Here is a 19,824-nt window from a genome sequence, read left to right on the forward strand (position 1 = left end):
ATTGCCCGCCATTGGCGAGCGCGACGAAAGGCCTCGCGCTTTGTCCGCTAGCGGTCGTATGGAACGACCACCAATCCGGCCATCAGACCGTTCAGGAGTGAAGAATGACGCCTCCCCGTCTCCCCAAGATCAATCGCAGAGCCTTTCTTGCCGCCGGTGCCGCCGTCGCGGCGGCGCACGGCTTTGGCGCCCATGCGGCCAAACGGCCAAGGCTGATGACGGACGGCCTCAGCTTCCTCCCCGAAGATCTCGCCGAACTCCGCGCTGCGGGACTCGGCGGAATGATATGCGACATTTCGGAAATCGAGGAGGTGCGCGACAAGGATAATGTGCCGCGCTATCTTCGGACCTTCGAAAAATGCAGCGCCGCGCTCGACGCGGCCGTGAAGCGGCTCGCGAACCGACCGGAAGCCTTCGTCGCGCTCAAGGGGTCGGACATCGGCTCGCGCCCCGGTTGCGCGACCTTCCTCCAGTTCCAGTCGTGCGAACCCGTCGACACCGATCTGACGCGCATCGCCGATTTTCATCGCCGGGGCCTGCGCGTCCTGCAGTTCACGCACCACAACAACAATCTTTTCGCCGGCGGCGCGCTCGAACGCGAGTGGAGCGGCCTCACCCCGCTCGGCATCGAAGGGCTGGCGGAAATGAACCGTGTCGGCATCGTCCCCGACGTCTCGCACGGGTCCGAACCGACGATGCTGGACGCCGCAAGGCTCAGCACGACGCCGATCCTGCTGTCGCACGGCGCTTGCAAGGCGATCGTCGATCATCCCCGCTGCGCATCCGACACCGTGATCAAAGCGATTGCGGACAAGGGCGGCATGATGGGGATTTTCATGATGAGCTTCTGGCTGACGCGCGACGCCGTTCCGACCGTCGATCATCTGATCGCGCAGATCCGGCACGTCGTGAATGTCGCGGGCATCGATGCTGTCGGAATTTCCAACGACTTCCCGATGACGGGCCAGACCAATCTCGTCGCGCTGAACAACAACAATGCGGAGGGCGTGAAGGAATATCTGCCCTGGTGGCAAGCAATGCGCGAACAGAAGATCGCCGGTTTCGTCTGGACGCCCGAACATGTTGTGATCCCCGAGCTCAACAATATCAACCGCATGGCCACCATCGCCGCGGCGCTCGACAAGGCGGGCTTTCGTTCGCGCGATATCGACAAGGTGATGGGCGGGAACTGGCAGCGCGTGCTGACGGACGTGCTGGGCTGAGGCCAAAGAAAAAGGGGCGGCCCGCAAGGAGCCGCCCCTTCTCTGTTCTGCTGGTCCCGGCGAACCGGGACGAACGCCGCTTAGAAGCGGAAGTCCACACCGGCATAGAACAGACGGCCATAAAGGTCGTAGGTCGTTGCCGAAGTCTGCGCACCCGGGAAGGTCACAGGGTTCGTGTCACCGAACCGCGGCGGCTTCTTGTCGAACACATTGTCGACGCCCAGGTAGAACTCATACTTCTTCTTGTCGTCGAGGCTGAAGCGCAGCTGCGCATCGTGATACCAATAGGCACCCGTGCTGATCGGCGCGGCGGCGGTCAGGTCGTCGACGACCGACGACAGATAGTTCACGCGCCAGTTGAGCGAGACATTGTCCCAGCCAACCGTTGCCGAAACATTGACCTTGTCGCGGAAACCGGTGCCGAGACGGCCACAGCTGTAGCAATCAAGCTGGCCGACTTCCTTCTGCGTCGGGCCGCCCGGGAACGACGTCTGCTGCTGCTTGAGCAGGTGCGTCCAGAAGGCCGCCAGGTCAAAACGACCGCTTTCGCCGAAGGTCGTGCTGTACTTGACCTGCGTATCGATACCCGAAACGAGGAACGAACCGGTGTTCAGGTTGAACGCGTCAACCTGGGTGACACGGCCGGTCGCGTCGCGGGTGATGTTGTCGCAGAACAGCGCGTCGCCGCTACCGGTCATGCACTCGTCGAGCGACGTCTGCTGACCGATGATGCCGATCGCGTTCTTCAGCTTGATACGGTAGTAATCGACCGTCAGGCTGAGACCGCGAACGAAGCGCGGCTGGATCACCGCACCGAGCGTCAGGGTCTTTGCCGTTTCTTCACGCAGGTTGGGGTTGCCGCCCAGGAAGCCGTTGATCGTCTGGATCTGCGCCGTCGAATAGACGAAGCCGCCAGCATTGGCTGCCGCTGCGATAGCCGGAATGGCCAAGCATGCCGCCGACAGGCTGCCACCGGGAACCGAGATCGGCGCACCGTCGCCATTGCCTTCGCGCTGGTCGCACGGGTCGACAATCGCGGGGAAGGTTTCGCTCTGAGCCGAGAAGAGTTCCGAGATGTTCGGCGCGCGGGTGGCTTCCGAATAGATACCGCGGAAACGGATATCCGGGATCGGGGCCCATTCGCCGCCAGCCTTCCAGCTCCACACACCGCCGACCGTCGAATAGTCGGAATAGCGAACGGCGCCTTCGAGGCCGAGATAATGGAAGAAGGGACGCTCCGAAAGGATCGGCGCGACGACTTCGAGGAAGCCTTCCTTCACATTATACTTGCCGCGGGTGTCGGTCAGCAGGTTGCCGAGCGTCTGGCCGAGGTTGGTCGCATCGTCGAAATCTTCGCTGCTGCGTTCGCGGCGATATTCAAAGCCGGTTGCAAAGCTCAGGGCACCGCCCGGAAGCTCGAACACTTCGCCCGAAACCGACGCCGAGAAGACGTCCTGCTTCACCTTGGCGCGATATTCCGACAGCTGACCGCCACGGGTCACATAATCGGCAGCAGCGGCCGAAACCGTGTTGAAGCCGAAGATGTTGATCGGCACGCAAGCCGCGTCATTGTTGTTCGGATTGGCATCGACGTTGATGCTGCAAACCGGGCCGTTCGGACCGGCGACAGCGTTCAGCGCGTTGACATATTGCGGGCCAAAGATCGTTCCCGAACGGGTGTAATCCTTGGTTTCGCCATGGCCGTAATAAAGTTCATAGTCGAACTTTTCGGCAAAGCTGCCACGCAGGCCGGCAACGGCGCGCCAGGTTTCGCGGTCGTTCTTGTTGCTGCGATCGAAGATATCGTTCGAACGGCGACGGAACGGCAGCGAGGTGACGCCTTCTGCAATCATCGCATCGCGAATTGCCGTCGGGATAAACGGGTTCGTGATGGGAATGCCCGCATAGGGCGTGCCGTCGGCGTTGACGAGGTCGGTATCGGCAACCGCCTGCGGCTCGAGGCTCGAACGCGACTTGCTCTTGGCATAGCTGCCTTCGAAGAACAGCGTCGCGTTGTCCGACAGTTCGTAGCTGGCGAGGCCGGTGACGAGATAACGCTCGACCGGAACGCCAAGGTAGCGATCCTGGTTACGGTCGTAACCGTCGATGTTTGCGCCTTCATACGGCTTCAGGACATTGCCCGGGCCATAGGTGAAGGTTGCGCCGCCGGGGGCGAACGAACCGTCGGGGCTGAACAGACCCTGCTGAGCGAAGGAGCTGCGGTTCGGAACGTCGTTCGCCGAGAAGCCGCGGTTGCGCGAACGCAAGCCGTTGTCGCGGTCATAGCTGCCGTTGACGACAATGTGGCCGCGGCCGTCGGCAAACGCCGTACCCGCGGTCAGGCTGGCGAGATAACGACCCGCGTCGCCTTCGTCGCTGATCGTGCCCTGTCCGTGGAAACGAATGCCTTCGAACTTGTCGTCGAGGATGAAGTTGACGACGCCCGCGATGGCTTCCGAACCGTAAACCGCCGACGCGCCGCCGGTCACGACCTGGACGTCCTTGATCAGGTCGGTCGGGATGGTGTTGAGGTCGACGACCGACGTGCCGGGCAGGCCGGCGACGAAACGACGGCCGTTGACGAGAACGAGCGTGCGGGCCGAACCCAGGTTACGCAGGTTGACGGTGGCGATACCGTTGCCGGTGGTCGAGAAGTTCGACGAGGTGCGGCTGATGTTCTGGCCGACCGACGGCAGTTCGTTCAGCACGTCCTGGATGTTGGCGGCGCCGGTCTGCTGGATCTGTTCCTGGCCGATGACCGAAACGGGAACCGACGAGCTGAGGTCGGGGCGCGCGATGCGCGAGCCGGTGACGACGATCGTGTCCGCGCCAGCGTCATCAGCGACGTCGGCGTCCTGTGCATAGGCGGGGATCGAAATCATCGCAGCGCCAAGCACGAAAGGTGCGGCGGTCAATTTCAAAAGGGGGAGATTGGCTTTTTTCACAGTGCAGTTTTCCTCGCTGCTTCATGGCAGAATCGGACAAGGACGGCACTTGAGGAGGATCTCACCTCAGCGTCGCCCTCCCGGTGGCGGGCGATGGGCTTTTGACATGAGTCCGTAAAGAGATTTTGACCCGGCCGAGGATTTTCGGTCTGTTTTGTGACTTATTTGCAACAGCCCTGTGACGGTCTCCAATGGAAATATCCGGAGCTTGTCGGGCTTATCCTTAAGGCTTGCCTGACGCTCCTTCGGGCTGGGGCAGCAACAGTGCGAGAAGGATCGCGCGGCATTCGCCATCGATCGTGCCATCGATCAGTTCAGGACGAAAACGGCGCTGGAAAGCGACCGTCGCCGCAAATCCATCGGTCACGTCATAACCGAAGCGTTCGAGCGCGAGCAGGAACCCCGCGTCGGTCCATAGGGGATCGGTGAGCTTCTTGGTCGGGCGCGGCAGTGCGAGGCGGCGGCGCGCGAGTTCTTCCCACGGAAACAATTCGCCCGGATCCTGCTTGCGCGTCGGCGCGATATCCGAATGGCCGACCACATTGCCACGCGTGATAGCGTGACGGTCCTTGATCAGATGCACCAGACGCACCACCGACGCGACCTGCGCATCGGGAAAGGGCACATAGCCCCATTCATGCCCGGGATTGACGATCTCGATCCCGACGCTCGCCGAATTGATGTCGCTGACCCCGCGCCAGTGCGATTTGCCCGCGTGCCAGGCGCGCTTGTCCTCGGGAACCATATGCGTGATCTGGCCATCTTCGGCGACGACATAGTGCGCCGACACTTTCGCTTCGGGATTGGCAAGCCAATCAAGGGCTTCAGCGCCGCTCTTCATACCGGTATAGTGGAGTACGATCATCGATACAGCCAGCGCGCGCTCGTCGAAATTTGGGGACCAGCGTTCGATAAAATCGCTCATGCGCTCCGGGGACCCGTCCTGTGCTTGCCTGTTCGTCGATTGCGCCAGCGACGCGCAAAAAGCAAGTCAGGCGGCCAGCGAGGGAGAGACCGGAGGGCGACGTACCTGCTGGTCGGCGGGTTCGTACAGGCCGCGCAGACGGGGGCTTGCGACGAACTGGTCGGTCTGCCCAAGGACCGTTTCGCCCGCACCAAGGACGAGGAAGCTCTGCGGCGCCGCCATCGCGCGGAGCCGCGCAAAGGCTTTCTGGCGCATCGGTGCCGAAAAATAGAGAAGCAGGTTGCGGCAGAATATCAGATCGGCGGGACAGCCAAGCGGCGGCCGATCGGTGAGCATATTCTGCACCGAAAAATCGACGCGGCGACGCAGGTCGGCCTTGGCGAGCCAGCCGCCTTCGGTTTGATCGAACCAGCGCACCATACGCTGCACCGGCAGGCCGCGCTGGATCTCGAACTGGCTGTAAAGCCCGACGCGCGCGCGGGAGATCGCGTGATAGCTGACATCGGTGCCGACGATATCGATCTGCCAGCCCGCCCATTTCGCACTCTGCTCGGCGATCAGCATCGCCATCGAATAGGCTTCCTGCCCTGTCGATACGCCGCAATGCCAGATCGTCAGCCGCCGGCGCAGCTTGTTGATCTCGCGAATCTGCTCAAGCGCTGTCGCCGCTATTTCGTCGAACACGCTATATTCGCGATAAAAATAGGTCTCGTTGTTCAGCATCGCATCGACCGTGTCGTCGAGTAGCTGCCGGCTGTTCGACGTCACGAGCGCGGCAACCAGCGCATCGAGATCGGCGATCCCGTGGCGATGCATGACGGGCTTTAGCGACATTTCGATCCGCCAGATACGGTTCGGCGACAGCGTCTGCCCGGTCCGCGATTCCAGTACCCCCATCAGGACGCGGTATGCCGACTCGCTGGCCGTCCCGCCCATCATGGCTTGCGCCGTCCGGGAAGGAAGCTGCCGAGCATCAGCGCGATTGCGTCGGGGTTGAGCGTCGCCGCCGCGATGCCCGCCTTCGCGACCGCCCCCGGCATTCCCCAGATCACGCAGCTTTCGGGGGCTTGCGCGAAAATCGTCCCGCCGGCGTCCTTGAGCCGCGCCGCACCGATCACCCCGTCACGGCCCATGCCGCTCAAGATCACGGCAACGCCGCCTCTGCCATAGACGTCGGCGACCGAATCGAACATCGGGTCGGCCGACGGACAGCAGCCATTATCCATGACGCGGCGATCGAGCGCGATTTCGGCCCGGCGGCCGCTGGTAACGACGATTAGGTGCGCGTCGCCCGGAGCAAGATAGATACAGCCGCGTTCGACGGTCATCCCTGCCGCTGCAACCCGCACGCGGCGCGTCGTCATCGTCGCGATCTGCTTCGCGTAAAATTCCATGAAAGCGTCGGGCAGATGCTGGGTCAGCAGGATCGGCGCCGTGATCCGCGGATCGAGGTTCGCCAGGAAATTGGCGAAGGCGGGGATGCCGCCCGTCGATGCGGCCACCGCGATACATTCGATCGGCTGATCGGTGTCGATCGCGAGCGTGGCGGGCGAAGGCGTCGGCCGCTCGGCAATCGGGACCGGCGCCGGGAAGTCGCGCCGATGGCCCAGCGTCATGATCCGCTCGGTCAGGACTTCGGCGAAACGCCCCGAAAAACTGCCGCGGCCGGGTTTGGCGAGCGTATCGCTGGCACCGAGCGCGAGCGCGTCGATCGCGGCTGGCCCGCCCTCGACGCAATTCGAAGAAAGAATGAGCACGCGCGCCTTTTCGGCGCGCTCCAATATATGGGGCAGCGCATCGATCCCGTTCATCCCCGGCATTTCGATATCGAGCACGACAACATCGACCGGCTCGCGCGCCAGATAATCGAGCGCATCATGCGCCGAGGCGACCGATGCGCAAATCTCGAGCCCCGGCCGCTGATCGACAATGCGTTCGAGGATACTGCGGACGACAAGACTGTCGTCGACGAGCATCACCCGCACGGTGCGGGCTTTCGGCTCCGGGTCGGGTATAAGGGGTTGCGGTCGAGCCACCGAAAAACCTCAATAAAAACCTCAGGCGATGCCGACGAGCTGCAGCTTTCCTTCAAGCGTTTCGCGGTCGAACGGCTTCATGACATATTCGTCCGCGCCGGCCTCGATCGCTGCGCGGATATGGTCGATGCTGTTTTCGGTCGTGCAGAAAACGACGCGCGGGCGCTCTTCATGCCCATAATCGAGGTCGTTGAACGCCCCCAGAAACTCCATTCCGCTCATCACCGGCATATTCCAGTCGAGCAGGATGACGTCGGGACGATTGGCGCGGCAAAAGGTCAGCGCCTCCTGCCCATCGGCCGCCTCGTCGACAGCAAAGGCCATACTTTCAAGAATATGGCGCGCGACCTTACGAATGACTTTGCTGTCATCGACCACCAGACAAGATTTCGACATTCGATTAACTCCGACCCCCGGGATTTGGGCATGTTTACGGTGAAGGCGTGTGCAGCCCGTTAATAAACGGCCGAAATCATGCCGCCTTTAAGGCCGGGAGCGTGATAAAATGCGATGGGTCGACGACAAGCAGCGAAGCACCTTCATGCTCGATCATCGCATCGGCAACGCGCGCCCAGCCGGGTAGCAGTTTTCCGGCAATGCGCGTCTCGGGCGCCTCGATGAAACACACGTCCTCGATCTCGTCCGCGAGCAGGGCATAGCCATGCTCCGCAACATCGACGACGATCACTCGCTGACCCGGGACGACGGGTACCGCAGGCAGCCCGACAACGACATGCGGATCGATCAGCGTGAAAACACGGCTGCGCAGGGCAAAGAGTCCCGCGACATGTGGCGGCGCGGCGGGCACTTCGACCGGCGCGCCAACCGTCACGACCGAATTGATTGCGCGGCTGCGCAGCGCGACGCGCGTGTCGGCAATGCGTGCGATCAGATAGAGTTTTTCCATCATGCGCCCACTCCCCCGACGCGGCGTTGCAGCGCGTCGAGCAGCGCCTGACGATCATAGCGATAGACGGTTTCGTCGTCGGGCCCGGTTGCCGCGACCGACGTGCGCAGGCGGATCATGGGCACCGAGCTGTTCGCGTCGTTGGCGGCCGCGCCGTCCTCGGTAAGGTACAGCAAGACATCGGGCATCTCGCCTGACGCATCGTCGCCCGAAATCACCCGGTAGCCGGCGCTTCGCAAGATCGGCGCGAGGAAATTGTCGCCCCAGCCGTCATGGTCGTCGGCAAGGCGGCAGAGCGGCTGACGCTGCGCGGACACGGGTGCATCGATGGCATATTGCTCCATCAGCCAGAAGGGATCGATCAGTTCCACCGGATCGCCGCCGACGAGTACGACGCCGGCGATGAGGCCAGGCGCCGCAGACGGCTGTACGACATCGGGCAAGCGAACGATGTCGATCACCTCGGCGATCGGATAGCAGAGCACCGACTGGCCGTCGTAGAGGCGAAGGAGCTTGAGCGTCCCCTCGCCGTCCGGAAGCGCCGCCGCATGAACAGGGAAAATATCGTTGCCGATCTTGGCCTGTACCCTGCTCGCGCTTTCGAACAACGCCGACGTCGGGACTTCCTCGACGCGTTCGATGACCGACAGGCGGACGCCGCGGACCCTTTTGTTCATATCGCGGAACAGCAGGAGCTGCACGGCATTACGCGCAGCTTCGGCTTCGGCTTCAGCCTCGGCCGCCCTGTTGTGGCTGCGGCCCGCTTCGTTGGCGTCGATCGCGGCCGTCGCCAGCAGACCCTGGACGTCGAGCAACAACACCGGCCGGCCATTGTCCGGCAGCGTCGTGCCGGCGTAGAGCCCGGTCGCCATGATCATCGGTGCTGCGGGCTTGATCACCAGTTCCTCGTGATCATGGATCGCCGCGACGCTGAGCGCATAGCTTTGGCCCTGCCCCGGACGGACGATCACCAGCGCGCGGTCGTCGCTGTCGTCGGCTTCGTCGCGCGCGCGGCCCAATATAGTCTCGAGGCGCAGGAGCGGGAATTGTTCGCCGCGCACGGTCGCGAGTTCGCCGCCGCCAAGTTGGTCGATCCGCACCGTATCGCCGCTTTCGAGCAGGATTTCGCGCACCGCACCGCGCGGAATCGCAAAATATTGCCCCGCCGCGCGCACCATCAGCCCCGAAATGATCGTCAGCGTCATTGGGACGCGAAGCAGGATCGTCAGCCCCCTGCCCTCTTCGTTGCGCAGTTCGACGACGCCGCCGATCCTCTCGACATTCGCCTTCACGATATCCATGCCGACCCCGCGTCCCGAGATCGAGGTGACCTTCGCGGCGGTCGAAAAGCCGGGGCGGAAGATCAGGTCGAGCTTTTCCTTGGGCCCGAGCGCCCGCGCTTCGGTCGCGGTCAGCAGGCGCGAGGCGATGGCCTTTGCCATCAGCGCATCGGGCGAAAGCCCGCGGCCGTCGTCGCGCACCTCGATTTCGATCTGATTGCCCGACTGGCGCGCCGAGACCGATATCGTCGCGGTGATATCCTTGCCCGCCGCCACCCGGTCCTCGAGCGATTCGACGCCATGGTCGATCGCGTTGCGGACGATGTGGATCAGCGGATCGCGGATATTCTCCATCATCTCGCGATCGAGCTCGACCTCGCCGCCGCTCGTCTGGAACGCGATTTTCTTGCCCATCTCCTGCGCAAGGTCGCGGACGATGCGGGGGAGCGGCGCGAACAATTTGTCGATCCGCTGCATGCGCATCTGGCTGACCGACTGGCGCATCCCGGCGATGGAATCGGACAGGCGGTCGAACGATGCGATGACCGACAGGTCGGCGCCCGATTCCCTCAGCATCCGGGCGAATTCGTTGCGCGCGAGAACGATATCGGTAACGCCGGTCATCACGCTGTCGAGCAGCGGAAGCGGCACCCGGATCGAGCGCCAGCTTTGCATGTCGGTGCCGAAATCATCTTCGCGGCGAAGGGGAACGCCGGCGACCTCGAACGGCGCGTTATCTGGCATGTCCTGATCGGAAAGCGCCCCGATCACATCGCGATCGTCGCCGGCGGGCTCATCGCCCTTCTGTCCCAACGCCGCGCAAAGGTCGCTCAGGCGGTCGAGAATGCCGAGTACGCCCGTGACCAGTGCGGCGTCCGCCACGCGGTTCCCGCGCCGGACCTGGTCAAGAGCGTCCTCGGCGGCATGCGCCAGCGCCGTGACGCGCGGCAGTGCCAGAAAACCGGAGCTTCCCTTGATCGTATGAACCGAGCGAAAAATCGCATCGAGCTGCGCACGGTCGGCGGGGTCGGCTTCCCATGCAACGATGGCCCCGCCGGCATCGGCAAGGATTTCCGCCGTTTCGGCGAGAAAGTCATTCAGCAAATCGTCCATCGCCGTACCGGTGCGCCCCAAAAAACGAGGCTCCACCATGGCGGACAATGGTTAAAAGTGGCTTTACCCGCGGCCGCGCAGGACGGCCCCGACCAGCAGCGAAGTCGGCGTTTCGCGGGCGAGCATGACCGTCCCGTCATTCTGCCGCGCCACCGCCTGCACCAGCACCGCGGGCGCGGTGCGCGAGGTCATCGGGCTCGCGCCCTCGCCTTCGGCCAGGATGCGCTCGACGTCAGCGTCGAGGAAGATGCGCTCTGCCTCGACATGCAGCGCGATCTCGATCGCGTCCCCCTGCTTTTCGCAACCGATATCGAGCCGCCCGCCGCGCACCAGCGCATCGACGAGCAGCAGCGACAGGTTGAGGATGATCTTCACCGCCGGCTTGGGCAGCGGATCGGTCCCGATCATCCAGTTGAGCTCGATCGCGCGGTCGCCGATGATGCCATGTATCGCGGACTTCGCTTCGTCCGCCGGGACAAGCTCGCCGAACCCGCCCGCCGACCCAAAGGCGAGGCGGAAAAACTTCAGCTTGTTCGCCGACGTGCGCGCGCTCTGTTCGAGCAGCTCGAAGCAACGCTCGCGCATCGCGGGGTCTTTCTCGTCGGCGAGAAGTTCGAGGCCGTTGGCAAAGGCGCCGACAGGGCTCAGAAGATCGTGACACAGGCGCGAGGCCAGCATCGAGGCGAAATCGACGCGATCGTCGGACATGAATTGACAGGCTCCCCGCAAGGCCGGACATTTCCGGCTCGCGCCTGCTCCCTAAGCCACGGAATCGGCCGAGACAAGCGCGATACGGCAGGCCGTGACCCTTGAAATCCGGTGTCTCGCACCCACATCGCGGTCAATGCAGGGGGAAGACGACATTTTGACCGTGGCGCTGGCGGACAGTGCGGCCGGGCTGCGGCTCGACCGGGCGCTGGCCGAAGCCCTCCCCAATCTTTCGCGCGAAAGAGTGAAGACGCTGATCAAGGGCGGCCGCGTCTTCGACGCGAGCGGCAATATCCTGTGGGATCCGTCGGCCAAGGCGGCCGCGCCGGCGACGATCGAGGTCCGCCTGCCCGTCGCCGCGCCCGCGCACAATGTCGCGCAGGATCTGGATCTCGTCATCGCCTATGAGGACGAGCATCTGATCGTCGTCGACAAGCCCGCGGGCATGGTCGTCCATCCGGCTGCGGGCAATCTCGACGGCACGATGGTCAACGCATTGCTCCATCATTGCGCGGGCCAGCTATCGGGGATCGGCGGCGTCGCGCGTCCCGGGATCGTCCATCGCATCGACAAGGATACGAGCGGGCTGATCGTCGCGGCAAAGCATGACAAGGCGCACGAAGGGCTCGCAAAGCAATTCGCCGCGCACAGCATCGACCGCCGCTATCTCGCGATCGCGACCGGGCGGCCGGTTCCCGCGAACGGCACCGTCGACGCGGCGCTCGGCCGGTCGAGCACGAACCGCAAGAAGATGGCGGTCGTCGCCGAAGGACGCGGCAAGCATGCGATCACCCACTACCGGACGATCGAGCCGCTGAAAAATGCGACGCTGGTCGAATGCAGGCTGGAAACCGGACGCACGCATCAGGTCCGCGTCCATATGGCGCATATCGGCCATCCGCTCGTCGGCGACCCCGTCTACGGCCGCGCACGTAAACCTTTGTCTGATATCCTTCGGGCGCGGAATTTCGTACGTCAGGCGTTGCACGCCGCCCATTTGGGTTTTATTCATCCGGTGACCGGTAACGACATCGCGCTCGACAGCGAACTCCCAGGCGACATGCGGGAACTGATCGATGAATTGCGCGTTTAGGTTTCGAATGAAAATCTATTTTGACCGCCGGACCCAACCGCGGCATATTTCTCCTCTGAAAATAAGGGAAGTTTCTACCCATGGCTAACAAAAGCAACGTTCCGGCAACAGTGCCCGCACTCGGCGGTGAGGCGAGCCTGAACCGCTATCTGGCCGAAATCCGCAAATTCCCCCTGCTCACCCCCGAGCAGGAATATATGCTCGCGAAGCGATTCCAGGAGCATGGCGACAATGAAGCTGCGGCGCAGCTCGTTACTTCGCACCTCCGCCTCGTCGCCAAGATCGCGATGGGCTATCGCGGCTATGGCCTGCCGGTCAGCGAGCTGATCAGCGAAGGCAATATCGGCCTGATGCAGGGCGTGAAGAAATTCGACCCCGAACGCGGCTTCCGCCTCGCCACCTATGCGATGTGGTGGATCCGCGCCTCGATCCAAGAATTCATCCTGCGCTCGTGGAGCCTCGTGAAGATGGGGACGACCGCCGCCCAGAAGAAGCTGTTTTTCAACCTTCGCCGGATGAAGAACAACCTCGCGGCGTTCGAAGACGGCGACCTGTCGCCCGAACATCTGACCAAGATCGCGACCGACCTCGGCGTCACCGAGGAGGAAGTCACCAGCATGAACCGTCGCATGTCGATGGGCGGCGACACCTCGCTGAACGTTCCGATGGGCGAGGATGGCGACAGCCAGTGGCAGGATCTGCTGGGCGACGAGGGTCCGTTGCAGGATGAGCGCGTCGCCGAGGCACAGGAACGCGACGTGCGCCATTCGCTGCTGAACGAGGCGCTGGAATCGCTGAACGAACGCGAACGCCACATCCTGACCGAACGCCGCCTGACCGACGATCCCAAGACGCTCGAGGATTTGAGCCAAGTCTATGACGTCAGCCGCGAACGCGTCCGCCAGATCGAGGTGCGTGCGTTCGAAAAGCTGCAGAAGGCGATGCTCAAGCTTGCGGGCGACCGCCGGCTGGTCGGCGCCTGATCGCAGCCCGGCCGTTGCGCCCGTGATTTGACTCACGGGCGCAAAGGATTAGCCTTCCCCCGGCTTGGCCGAAGGGGGATATATCATGTGGAAATGGATCCGGGTTCCCAAGGGCATCGCACTATTGGCCTTCTTGCTGCCGTGGATGACGGTCAGCTGCTCCAACCAGACACTCGTCGAAGCGAGCGGCTTTGGCCTCGCGTTCGGCCGCGTCACCGCAATGGGTCAGGCCTCGCAGGCAAGCGACGGCGCCTCCTTGAACCTCTGGCTGATTTTGGCGCTGCTCGCGATTGCCACGGGGCTGATCTTGCTTTTCCTGAAGGGGCGCGAAGTTGCCAAGCCGGTACTAGGCACCTCGGTTACCGCGATCGCGCTAATCCTCGTCGGCACATATCGCTACAGCGAGGATGCCATCATGGCCGAAGCCGCGAAGGACGGGGCCAACGGCAGCATGGACCGCGCGGCGCTTGCGATGATCGAGGTTCATTGGGAAATAGGATATTGGCTGGCGCTGCTGTCGTTGATCGCCGCCGCCGTAATGGCCTGGCTGGTGCTGAGCGGAAGAGACGCCGCGACGGAGGCGAAGATGCGCTCGCTCGCCGCCGATGCGAGCAGCGTCGAGAAGGACAGAACCGACGGCGAGCCGCCGACTAGCTGAGGCCGGTTTCGACCGGAAGCGGACATCACCCTCTTCGTCACCCCGGGCTCGACCCGGGGCCTGCCTTGTCTTTTCAACGTCAGGCGGGAGGAAGGCGCGTCCCGGATCAAGCCCGGGATGACGAGAAACTGAAAACGACCGGTTGCTGACGGTAGGCCTCCTACACCTCGTCATTCCCGCGAAAGCGGGAACCCAGCGATAGGCCAGCCGACGGCCGCTCTGGGTTCCCGCTTTCGCGGGAATGACGAAGGTGAGAACGTCTGCTTCCCACTCCTAAGCCGCCGTTCCGCACCGATACCAAGCTTCGGCATTCAGAACCGCCGCACGAAACCGAAATAGAGTTCGATATCCGGACTGTTGCGATTGAGGCCCATGTTGGCGCCCAAATCCCATTGGCTGTCGGCATCGGGTTGCCAGCCGGCGGAGAGGCCGGCGAGCGCCTCGGTCGTATGACCGTCGGGGTCCTCGTCGCGGGCTAGCGACACTTCGGCCGTCATCGAAACATCGTCGGACACATCGAGCCCCACCCCGGCGACCGACCCATAAGCTGTATGCCGACCGTCGCCGTCGCTATCGACCGCGGCGTCGACATGCGGCGTGAAACCCAGCGACACGGCGCCAAGGTCGAAGCTGACCGGCGCGAGCAGTCCCGCCCCCCAATCGCCCGCGCCAACCCCCTTCCCGCCCAGCGGCAGCGTCGCATAGGGCATCAGCGCGATCGAAAAGCCTGACCCGTCCGGGTTACTCAAATTCTGCCGCAGCGCGAGCGTCATGTCGCCGGTTCGCGTCCGACGGGTCACGTCACCCGTCGCCCGGTCGCGGTCGCGTATGTGGCCCAGCATCGTCCACCCAATCTGCACCTCCAGCGACGGAGTCAGTCCTGCACGCAGCAGAGCGTCGCCAAAGGTCCAGCTATCGCTCCGGCTGTCAACGGAGCGATCGAGCGTCCAGTCGGCGAGGCCGATCTCGAACAGCAGCACCCCCGGCTCGACCGTACAGGCGGGCGTACCGAGCCCGGGCCGGTCGGGACAAAGCTCGCGGTGTCCCTCGTCCGCAAAAGCCGGCACAGCGACCGTCGCGGCCGCCAGCAGCAAGAGGGGTCGAAGCAACATGCCGATATTTCCTTCGCACGGATGACAGTATTTTGCTCCGCAAGATCAAGCGCCGCTTGCCTCGAAACCGCAAGCGGCTAATTTGCCCGCATGGCAACTCCTCCCCGTGCGAAGACGAAGCGCAAGCTCCCTTGGTATCTTCGACCGTTCAAATGGCTGTTCTGGTTTATCGCGGCGTCGGTGCTGTGGGTGCTCATCTACGCCGTCGTGCCGCCGCCCGTAACCTTCACGATGCTGGCCGACAGCAACGGGATCACGAAGGACTGGACAAGCCTGTCGGGCATCGACCGCAATATGGTGCGCGCGGTGATCGCCGCCGAGGACGGCAAATTCTGCAGCCACGACGGCTTCGACCGAGATGCGATCGAACAAGCGATCGAGCGCAACGCCAAGGGTAAGCGCATGCGCGGCGGATCGACCGTCAGCCAGCAGACCGCAAAAAATGTCTTCCTGTGGCAAGGCAGCGGCTGGACACGCTACGTCCGCAAGGTGCCCGAGGTCTGGTTCACCTTTCTGATCGAGAAGATCTGGGGCAAGCGCCGGATCATGGAAGTCTATCTCAACGTCGCTGAAACCGGCATCGGCACCTATGGCGTCGAGGCGGGAGCCCAGCGCTATTTCAAGCATGGCGCGGCCAAGTTGACGCCAAAGGAAGCCGCGCGCATCGCCGCGATCCTGCCGCTCCCCAAAAAGCGCGAAGCGGTGAGCCCGTCCGGCTTCACCCGCCGCTATGGCAACACGATCACGGCCCGCGTCGGACAAGTGCGCCGCGACGGGCTGGACGCTTGCGTTTACAAGTAATCGATACGGCAGTCGTTCGTCGGGCGCCTATCGGTTCCCCCGTGGCGCCAGCCGCTCGAGGCCGTCCAGTTGATCCTGCGCGCAGTAGAACACCATACCCCAATCGGTGAGGTTGTCGGCCGTCCAGCGTTCGAGGCAGATCCGAAAAGAGGACTGGATGGCCGCGTCGGGATAGATCGCCTGAAATAGCGTGAAATTCCGGGCACCGATTATTTCATATTTGAAACAGTCTTCGAGGACGAGGTCCGGCCGGTCCTCCTTCTGCTCTTTCGCACACCGGACACGCGCACGCTCCGCATCGAAGCGGGTGTTGCCCAGCGACGTCTCCCTCAACGACGCTTCGTCGCGGTTTGCGCAAATCTGGATCATGTTCCAGTCGGACTTTTCGCCATCGCTGTAGTCGGTGACGCAGCGATCGATCTCTGCGCGGAGGACCGGCTTCGCAAACCGATGGACCGCGGACACCTCCCGATGATCGCGGATCAGGCTTTTTAGGCACTCCGCCTGCGCGTCGAAATCATGCGCATCATTCTCGTCGACGCATTGTGCGGCGGCCAACCCGGGGCTGAAAGCGGGGAGTTGCGAGGAGGCGAGCGTCATAGCGAGCAGGAGCATGTCATAAGAATGGCCGCAGCAATCTGATATTGAAAGCCTTTTTAAGGCTTTGCGCGCCGCCGACCGACCGACGATGCGCCGCAGCTATGCCGGTTTCCAGCTTTTGCGCTCTTCGGCCTGCTTCAGCACCTCGAACGCCGCCTGCCCCGCAGCAAAGCGTTTTGCGGCCTCGGCATCGCCCGGCTTCACATCGGGATGGCATTCCTTGGCAAGATTGCGCCACGCCTTCTTGGTCGCCTCGAAGTCGGCGTCGGGCTCGAGGTCGAGGATTTCAAGCGCCCGCATTTCGTCGGCGCTGCGGCTGCCGTCGCCCGATCCGCCCCACGCATAATGCTGCGCACGGGCATAGCTGTTGGCGCCGCGAGCCTCTTCGGCGGCGCGCGCCGCCGCATCTTCGGCGGAAAGGCCGGCAAAATAATCCCAGCCGCGATTATATTCGGCAGCGTGGGTTTCGCAGAAATACCAGCGTTCGGGACTGTTCGGCGATTTCGGTGCGGGGCAATTGCCTGGGTTGGTGCAACCGTGGCGATCGCAGAGGCGCACCTTTTGCGTCTCGCGCGAAGAGCCATAGGGGCGCCAGCGGGGAAACCCCCAGTCATCGGATCTCTTAGCGCGGCTCATTTCACCATATGTAGCAACCGGAGCCGAAATTGCTAGCCAAGCAGGGCTAAATAGCTAGTCCTTCGGCTTGTAGCCGAACGCCTTGGCGGCGAGTTTGACCACTGCGGGGTCGCGCTCGGTGGGGGTCATCGGTACCGCGGCTTCGAGCGTGTCGATGATATGTGTCAGCGCGGCGATGCGTGCGGCCTTCTTGTTGTTGCCGTCGATGATTTTCCAAGGTGCCCAGCGCGTGTTCGTCTGCGCGAACATCTCTTCCATCGCGGCGAGATAATCCTTGCGCTTCGACCGGTTGCGATAATCTTCGGTGCCGGTCTTCCAGCGTTTCCACGGATCGTCGAGCCGCGCTGCAAAACGCTCGTCCTGCTCCTGCTGCGTGATGTGGATGAACAGCTTGACGAGGTTCGTGCGGCTGCCGGTCAGTTGCGCCTCGAACTCGTTGATCTCGTCATAACCCTTGCGCCATTCGGCTTCGGTCGCAAAGCCCTCGACGCGCTCGACAAGAACACGGCCGTACCAGCTGCGGTCAAAGATCGAGATTTCGCGGTTTCCGGGCAGGCGTTTCCAGAAGCGCCAAAGGAAATGGCGCGCCTTTTCTTCCTCATTGGGCGCGCTGATCGGCCACACTTCGAAATAGCGGGGATCGAGCGAGGCGGTGAGCCGCTGGATGATGCCGCCCTTCCCCGCCGCATCCCATCCCTCGAACATGACGATGCTGCGCTGGCCGTGGATGATATGTGCGGCCTGCAAGCGTTCGAGCCGATCCTCAAGCGCCGCGATCGTGTCGGAATAGTCGACATCATATTTGGCGCCGGTTTCATAGTCGGACAGGGAAATGCTCATATGCCCTCCTAACCTATGCGGAGGCATCCCACCAAGCCCGATCCGCCACTGTCATGTTCCGGGACAGGCCTCACGCGCTTCCTCATTCGCGTCCGATCAGGCGCTTGCGCGCGTCCCAGTCGGCCAGCGCGCGGCGGTTACCCTCGATACGCTCCAGCGCTTCGGGGATCGCGCTGCTGCGCAGCCCCTGTCGCTGCGCCTCGCCATACCAGTCGATCGCCTTATCGAAATCGCGCTGCATCTCGGCGCAAAGGCCCAGGTTGAAAGCAAGCGCAGCCGTCGGTTCGGCGTCGCGGGTCAGCGCGGTCCATGCCGCGCACGCGCCGGGCTGGTCGCTCTTGGTCAGGCGGACCGCATTTTTGAACGCCGCCTGCGCCGGCTTCGCCAGCCCCTTCGTGCTTTCCTCGACACGCACGTCGAGCGAATAGTCGCGCGGCGCGAGGTCGCGGCGGATCGCCTTCACATGATCGCGCTGAACGCTCTCGATATAGTCGTCGACCGACCGCGATGCGGCGCGATCGGGGCAATAGGTGATCTGGTCGCGGGCGTTCAGCGGGCGCGTGTAACGCACCGAACCGTCGCCGATCGCCACAAGCCGTGCGGTGGTCGCGACGGTGATCGTCCGGCGGCGACAGCGGATATCGACCTCGTCTTCCTTCAGGCATTTTTTCTTGTCGGCGGGATCGGGCTCGACACAGCGCTTGCGCTTTTCGGTCACGGGCGCCTCTTCGACGCCGGCACGCGTCGTGCCTGTGACGAGGCCGTCGGTCGGCGCGTTCGATTCGGGTGCGATGACCCGGTAATAAGCGCGGCCATCGAACTGCGCGCCGCCAAGCTCGGCCTCGAGTTGCTGCGCGAACGCCCCGCCATCCTCGCCCTCGAACCGCTCGACCGATATGCGGAGCAGGTCGTTGACGTTGGCGCTGGCCGGATCACTGCCGATGATGGTCAGCGTCTCGGCCGCCGCGGGCGAAGCGAAACAAAGAGAAGCGGCGGCCAGCGCCAGTCGCGTGTCGAACATCTCACCCCCCGACAAGAACCCCGCGCCGGGCTATCGCAGCCCCGCGCGCCTGTCAAAGCGGGAAGTGTCAGAGATGCGCGGCGAGCAGCGACGCGACGCGCGCCGGATTTTCCATCGGGATGAAATGGCTATGCTCGGCCCATAATTCGTCGCGCTCGGCTCCGATCGCGGGACCGAGACCGGTCCATGTCGGGCTCAGCGAGAAATCGAGTTCGCCACCGCGCTCACCGGTCGGGGCACGGATCAGAGTCGAAGGAACCGCGAGATAATGGAGCCACTCGTGCGGGTTCGTGCGCAGAGCATTCTGGTAGACAGATGCCTCGAGCGCCGGCGGGCAAGCAAGTTCCAGCCCCTCCCCGTCCGCCGCCGGAAACACGCCATAGGTGCAATAATCGGCCAGCACGCGCGGATCCCAATTCGCATAAGGCGGCCGGTCCGCGAAACGTGCGCGCATTTCTTCCGCGCTCGACCAGCTATTGCGGCGACGGGCGACCGGATGGTCGGCGGGATCGGCGATCGGCTTGGCCGCCTCGCCCTCGTAAAAGGCAGGCGCCATGATCACCGGATCGATGAGCATAAGATGGGCGAACGCCGCCGGCCGCTGCGACGCGAGCCGTGTCAGCACATAGGCGCCCATGCTGTGGCCGCAGCCGATGATCGGATGCCCGCCGAGCCCGTCGAGCAGCGGCAGCAGCACGTCCGATGTCGCCGCCCAATTGGCGAGCGTCGCCGGACGAAAGCTCCGCCCATGGCCGCGATGGTCGGGCGCAATGACATGCGCGCCCGCGGGCAATGCCGCAACGACCTGATCCCACAGCCGGGCGTGAAAGCCCGTCGCGTGGAGCAGCAGCAGCGACGGCCCCTGCCCCCGCTCACCCCATTCGAACCAGCAGATATCGCCTTCCGGCGTTTCCAGCCGGTGCTCCCGGGGTTCGCTCATGCC

19 protein-coding genes are annotated in these 19,824 nt (G+C 63.5%); 5 read left to right on the top strand and 14 right to left on the bottom strand.

The window, feature by feature from the left end:
- The first annotated feature begins 104 nt into the window (after window positions 1–104).
- Window positions 105–1,223 (top strand): membrane dipeptidase, encoded by a 1,119-nt coding sequence (locus BLW56_RS00585; RefSeq protein ID WP_093508751.1) that lies wholly within the window; start codon window positions 105–107, stop codon window positions 1,221–1,223.
- A gap of 80 nt (window positions 1,224–1,303) precedes the next feature.
- Here BLW56_RS00585 and BLW56_RS00590 read toward each other — a convergent pair whose 3' ends face one another.
- From BLW56_RS00590 to BLW56_RS00625, 8 genes are all read right to left on the bottom strand, one after another.
- Complete coding sequence (locus tag BLW56_RS00590) at window positions 1,304–4,138, bottom strand: TonB-dependent receptor domain-containing protein (protein ID WP_256203240.1); 2,835 nt, start codon at window positions 4,136–4,138, stop codon at window positions 1,304–1,306.
- A 253-nt stretch (window positions 4,139–4,391) separates the two neighbouring features.
- A complete protein-coding gene (locus BLW56_RS00595) occupies window positions 4,392–5,093 on the bottom strand; it encodes an N-acetylmuramoyl-L-alanine amidase (protein ID WP_093508752.1) in 702 nt (233 codons plus the stop codon).
- A gap of 66 nt (window positions 5,094–5,159) precedes the next feature.
- Window positions 5,160–6,032, bottom strand: coding sequence for a CheR family methyltransferase (locus BLW56_RS00600; RefSeq protein WP_256203241.1), 873 nt, complete (start codon window positions 6,030–6,032; stop codon window positions 5,160–5,162).
- The gene (gene cheB / locus BLW56_RS00605; RefSeq protein WP_256203242.1) at window positions 6,029–7,078 is read right to left on the bottom strand and encodes a chemotaxis-specific protein-glutamate methyltransferase CheB; all 1,050 of its coding nucleotides are present in this window, start codon (window positions 7,076–7,078) and stop codon (window positions 6,029–6,031) included. Before cheB ends, BLW56_RS00600 begins: the two co-directional genes overlap by 4 nt.
- A gap of 72 nt (window positions 7,079–7,150) precedes the next feature.
- Window positions 7,151–7,525 carry a response regulator gene (locus tag BLW56_RS00610; RefSeq protein ID WP_062183028.1) on the bottom strand — a complete coding sequence of 125 codons (375 nt, stop codon included), beginning with the start codon at window positions 7,523–7,525 and terminating at the stop codon, window positions 7,151–7,153.
- A 76-nt stretch (window positions 7,526–7,601) separates the two neighbouring features.
- On the bottom strand, window positions 7,602–8,039 hold the full coding sequence (locus tag BLW56_RS00615; protein ID WP_093508755.1) for a chemotaxis protein CheW: 438 nt from the start codon (window positions 8,037–8,039) through the stop codon (window positions 7,602–7,604).
- On the bottom strand, window positions 8,036–10,429 hold the full coding sequence (locus BLW56_RS00620) for a chemotaxis protein CheA (RefSeq protein ID WP_093508756.1): 2,394 nt from the start codon (window positions 10,427–10,429) through the stop codon (window positions 8,036–8,038). Before BLW56_RS00620 ends, BLW56_RS00615 begins: the two co-directional genes overlap by 4 nt.
- Window positions 10,430–10,492: 63 nt before the next feature.
- Window positions 10,493–11,137: a histidine phosphotransferase family protein gene (locus BLW56_RS00625; protein ID WP_093508757.1), complete on the bottom strand. Its 645-nt coding sequence runs from the start codon at window positions 11,135–11,137 to the stop codon at window positions 10,493–10,495.
- Between the two features lie 136 nt (window positions 11,138–11,273).
- Between BLW56_RS00625 and BLW56_RS00630 the strand changes: the two genes are divergently transcribed.
- The 3 genes from BLW56_RS00630 to BLW56_RS00640 all read left to right on the top strand — a co-directional run bounded on the left by BLW56_RS00630 (window position 11,274) and on the right by BLW56_RS00640 (window position 13,871).
- Window positions 11,274–12,230: an RluA family pseudouridine synthase gene (locus tag BLW56_RS00630; protein ID WP_177175746.1), complete on the top strand. Its 957-nt coding sequence runs from the start codon at window positions 11,274–11,276 to the stop codon at window positions 12,228–12,230.
- An 80-nt stretch (window positions 12,231–12,310) separates the two neighbouring features.
- Window positions 12,311–13,213: an RNA polymerase sigma factor RpoH gene (rpoH, locus tag BLW56_RS00635; RefSeq protein ID WP_093508758.1), complete on the top strand. Its 903-nt coding sequence runs from the start codon at window positions 12,311–12,313 to the stop codon at window positions 13,211–13,213.
- An 85-nt stretch (window positions 13,214–13,298) separates the two neighbouring features.
- Window positions 13,299–13,871, top strand: coding sequence for a hypothetical protein (locus BLW56_RS00640; RefSeq protein WP_143043319.1), 573 nt, complete (start codon window positions 13,299–13,301; stop codon window positions 13,869–13,871).
- A 311-nt stretch (window positions 13,872–14,182) separates the two neighbouring features.
- Here BLW56_RS00640 and BLW56_RS00645 read toward each other — a convergent pair whose 3' ends face one another.
- Window positions 14,183–14,983, bottom strand: a complete 801-nt coding sequence (locus tag BLW56_RS00645) for a transporter (RefSeq protein WP_093508760.1) — start codon at window positions 14,981–14,983, stop codon at window positions 14,183–14,185.
- Between the two features lie 90 nt (window positions 14,984–15,073).
- On the opposite strand from BLW56_RS00645, the gene mtgA reads away from it, so the two are divergent.
- Complete coding sequence (mtgA, locus tag BLW56_RS00650) at window positions 15,074–15,784, top strand: monofunctional biosynthetic peptidoglycan transglycosylase (protein WP_093508761.1); 711 nt, start codon at window positions 15,074–15,076, stop codon at window positions 15,782–15,784.
- A gap of 27 nt (window positions 15,785–15,811) precedes the next feature.
- On the opposite strand, the gene BLW56_RS00655 is transcribed toward mtgA, so the two are convergent.
- The 5 genes from BLW56_RS00655 to BLW56_RS00675 all read right to left on the bottom strand — a co-directional run bounded on the left by BLW56_RS00655 (window position 15,812) and on the right by BLW56_RS00675 (window position 19,821).
- A complete protein-coding gene (locus BLW56_RS00655; RefSeq protein WP_093508762.1) occupies window positions 15,812–16,399 on the bottom strand; it encodes a hypothetical protein in 588 nt (195 codons plus the stop codon).
- 84 nt (window positions 16,400–16,483) lie between these two features.
- Window positions 16,484–17,020 carry a J domain-containing protein gene (locus BLW56_RS00660; RefSeq protein WP_093508763.1) on the bottom strand — a complete coding sequence of 179 codons (537 nt, stop codon included), beginning with the start codon at window positions 17,018–17,020 and terminating at the stop codon, window positions 16,484–16,486.
- Window positions 17,021–17,074: 54 nt separating this feature from the next.
- On the bottom strand, window positions 17,075–17,860 hold the full coding sequence (locus tag BLW56_RS00665) for a polyphosphate kinase 2 family protein (RefSeq protein ID WP_093508764.1): 786 nt from the start codon (window positions 17,858–17,860) through the stop codon (window positions 17,075–17,077).
- Between the two features lie 82 nt (window positions 17,861–17,942).
- On the bottom strand, window positions 17,943–18,881 hold the full coding sequence (locus BLW56_RS00670) for a hypothetical protein (protein ID WP_093508765.1): 939 nt from the start codon (window positions 18,879–18,881) through the stop codon (window positions 17,943–17,945).
- A 67-nt stretch (window positions 18,882–18,948) separates the two neighbouring features.
- Complete coding sequence (locus BLW56_RS00675) at window positions 18,949–19,821, bottom strand: alpha/beta fold hydrolase (protein ID WP_093508766.1); 873 nt, start codon at window positions 19,819–19,821, stop codon at window positions 18,949–18,951.
- Window positions 19,822–19,824 lie beyond the last annotated feature (3 nt).

This window comes from Sphingopyxis sp. YR583, from assembly GCF_900108295.1.
Classification (GTDB): Bacteria; Pseudomonadota; Alphaproteobacteria; order Sphingomonadales; family Sphingomonadaceae; genus Sphingopyxis.